We start from the raw sequence: 3,535 nt of genomic DNA on the forward strand, positions 1-3,535 counted from the left end.
ATTTTTATTTCTGATTTGCTAAAAGTTTGCCTCTGAATTTAGTCGGTAAAAATTCCGATTGCTATATCCGCAACAAAAGGCAACTGAGTCTAAATTCCTATTGCTACATACGCAATAGAGATGAATCAGACTTTTATTTCTGATTTGCAAATGAAGCGATGGAGCATTTACATAGCCGTAAAGCACGTTATCGAATCGTGCTAGATCGTGAATAATAAAAATAAATAGTGTAAATAGAATTTTTGAATTTCTTACTTTATATGAGAAAATAGGATTCTGTCGATCTAAGTAATTAGATCATGTCTCATTAAATAAGTGTAATTAAGTGTAATAAAGAATCTTTTCCCAAACTCCTAGGTACGCCCTTATGCAACTTCCCTACATTGTGGTTAATTAATGTTACTTGATATTAGAGATCTATCAAAACTATAAGTTTGACTAAAAAGTGTTTATATCTCAAAAATATTTACTCAATTAAGGATTAAGCTTGAGTCGAAATAGTAGATTGAACTTTACCACACGTTAAATAATAATATTACAAACAGTTGGAATAATTTAATAATTTTATATAAAATATTTATTTTAGCAACATTTAGGTCTTACCACAATAAATGCTTAAAAGGGTAAAAGGCACTTTGCTCATACAACTGACTACTAGCAGCAGCTCAACTATTTGTTGGAAATATTTATCATACCTGGTATTATATCTATTTAGTTAGGGCGAGCTGAATAATCTCAAAAACATTGCCTGGAAATTTGAGCTTTTTATTTCTGAAAAAAGTGCAAGATTATCAAATTTTTTTGTATAAATAACTTTGTACCTCTACCAGAAGTAGGATAAAAAAAATCTGATATTTTTTCTACCTCTAACTTACTTCGGTTTTTCATACTCCTGCTGATTTAGACTCCTGACTGCTTAATTCTGAATTATACTCACCTGCCAAACACCTTTTCAGCAAGACCTATTTTTTTGCCTAATTTTTGATTTACTGAACTTGAAATTTTTACTCATGCTAAATACACAAACAATCATTTCAATTTTATTAGTATTTGTTCCTATTTCAATAGCAGCCAATGTTATGGAATTGGGTTCATCAGTTATTTTCATTACATCTGCTATAGCAATTATTCCCTTAGCAGGTTGGATGGGTACAGCAACTGAAGAAATTGCAGTTGTTCTTGGTCCTAACTTAGGTGGTTTGTTAAATGCTACATTTGGCAATGCTACAGAATTAATTATCGGTATTATTGCTTTAAATGCTGGTTTAATAAGCGTAGTTAAAGCAAGTATCACTGGTTCTATAATTGGTAACTTATTGTTAGTAATGGGTCTATCAATGTTTTTAGGTGGACTCCGTTTCAAAGAACAAAAATTTCAGTCAGTAGTAGCCCGTTTAAATGCTTCAGCAATGAATTTAGCTGTAATTGCTATCTTAGTACCAACAGCAGTAGATGCTACTTCTAATGGCATTAGTGAAAGTACAATGCAAAATTTATCTGGTGCAGTAGCAATAGTATTAATTACTGTTTATATACTCACCTTATTATTTTCGATGAAAACTCACTCTTACTTATACGAGGTTGGTGTAGCAGAAAATGAATCTGAAGAATTAAATTCTGATAGTGAATCAGAAAAAGAATCTCAACATAAACCTAATTTGTTACTGTGGATTTTAGTTTTATTAATAGCAACTTTAGCAGTGGCATTTGAATCAGAATTACTGGTTGATTCTTTAGAAGAAGCTACTGCTACTTTAGGATTAACTTCTTTATTTACTGGTGTAATTGTAGTACCAATTATTGGTAATGCTGCCGAACACGCTACGGCAGTAACTGTTGCTATGAAAAATAAAATGGATTTATCTGTTTCAGTGGCAGTAGGTTCTAGTTTACAAATTGCCTTATTTGTGGCACCTGTATTAATTCTGGCTGGTTTATTACTAGGTCAACCAATGGATTTGAATTTTAATCCTTTTGAATTAGTAGCAGTAGTAGTAGCAGTATTAATTGCTAATTCTGTAAGTTCTGATGGTCGTTCTGATTGGTTAGAAGGAGCTTTATTATTAGCAGCTTATACGGTTTTAGGATTAGCCTTTTATTTCCACCCCGTGATTGAAGGATTGAGTTAGATTATTATGGAAAAATTTCAAATACCTAAATTGGTATTGAAAACATCTACCTGACTGGTCAACCATTATTATTAAGTTTTTTTAATAATTAGGGCTTGCTGATTAAATCCAAAAGCATTTACATATAAAGACTTTAGCCTTTTTTATGCAAAATAAAGTACAAGCTTTTGGCTTCCCATGGCATAAGAATGTGAGGATTTTTAGCAGACAAGGGCACAAAAATTAAGGGGCAATTCTTCCAACTACATCCTCTGTAATTTCTATTTCTCCTGACTCGGTCTTCCTGGATCGGTCTTCCTACCCTTACCTATAAGACTTATTCAACAAACCCTAATTAGAATGTACCTTAAGCAAATACGGGTCAACCGACATTCAATGAGTAATTCACGCCTTGAAGCATCATCTAAAAATCAGGTTTTTAGGTTGTCACCGAGGGGCACTTAGAGACTCAAAATAGATGTTGAGAAAAGCATAAGATTTTGGTAAGGCAAAGCAGCATCCAATAAAAGGTCAACTCACTGAAAGGCTACAACTTGGTAAGAATATCTGCACCTTTAGACAAGAGATGATTTAATTGAGGATCGAAGTATGGAATTTAGATGTGGCCTAGGAGATATGACTAAGCCACAGTATTTTTCATAGTTATGCACATAATTTATGGCCTTATATACGGGTGCGGCAGGATTCGAACCTGCGACTCGCGACTTAGAAGGTCGCTACTCTATCCAACTGAGTTACGCACCCAATTATTTAGAATGGAATTAATTATCTCTCAATATTATACTTAGGTAATCTCTAAATAGGCAACTCTGTTATTTAGATTATATTAATCAAGTATAAGTATCTTTGGACTAATATTACTATATGAAGATAATTATCGGTTGAAATGGCAGAAAAATAGAAAAATTGTAAAAATGTCCAAATTTTTGTAATTATGACACTGGACTTGATATAATATTTCCCTGGCCATAGATTTAGAGGTTAAACTCTAAATTTAATACTACCAAACTTAATCCTATACCTCAAATGTAATAATTTTAACACGAGTTATTGTTGTGTCACCTAAAATAAGCTATTGGGATTTTGTGAAAAGATGAAAGTACAAGGAATTTTCATCAAATAAGTACCGTGGGGGAAACGGTTATTAACAGGAATATATACTATAGCAATTCTTTAGCCCATAGGGAAGTCATTCTGTTTCTATGGAGAGATTAGCCTTATGGCTAGCCTGCTTGAATCAGTTCTACTATAGTTAGAGTAACCATATTTGGTAATAGTGGGTCTATAAACCCAAAATTACTGGATACAAGCAAGCGACGAATCTCTATAAGCATTTCTACTCTACTATAGAATTTAGTCAACAGTTCAAACAAACTAAATGGCGTTGCTTAAATGTAATGGTAAGA

General features: G+C 32.6%; 1 protein-coding gene and 1 tRNA gene. One reads left to right on the forward strand and one right to left on the reverse strand.

Features of this window, described 5'->3' with window-relative positions; genetic code table 11:
- The first annotated feature begins 1,010 nt into the window (after positions 1-1,010).
- Positions 1,011-2,129, forward strand: coding sequence for a calcium/proton exchanger (cax, locus tag F6K22_RS35920; RefSeq protein ID WP_293109384.1), 1,119 nt, complete (start codon positions 1,011-1,013; stop codon positions 2,127-2,129).
- Positions 2,130-2,799: 670 nt separating this feature from the next.
- Here the strand turns inward: cax and F6K22_RS35925 are convergent.
- A tRNA-Arg gene (locus tag F6K22_RS35925) sits at positions 2,800-2,873 on the reverse strand.
- Between the last annotated feature and the right edge of the window lie 662 nt (positions 2,874-3,535).

Source organism: Okeania sp. SIO2F4 (assembly GCF_010672385.1).
GTDB lineage: Bacteria > Cyanobacteriota > Cyanobacteriia > Cyanobacteriales > Microcoleaceae > Trichodesmium.

Bases quoted from the DNA above. Each gene is read 5' to 3' on its own strand.
- cax (WP_293109384.1), top strand. From the start codon at position 1,011: ATGCTAAATACACAAACAATCATTTCAATTTTATTAGTATTTGTTCCT.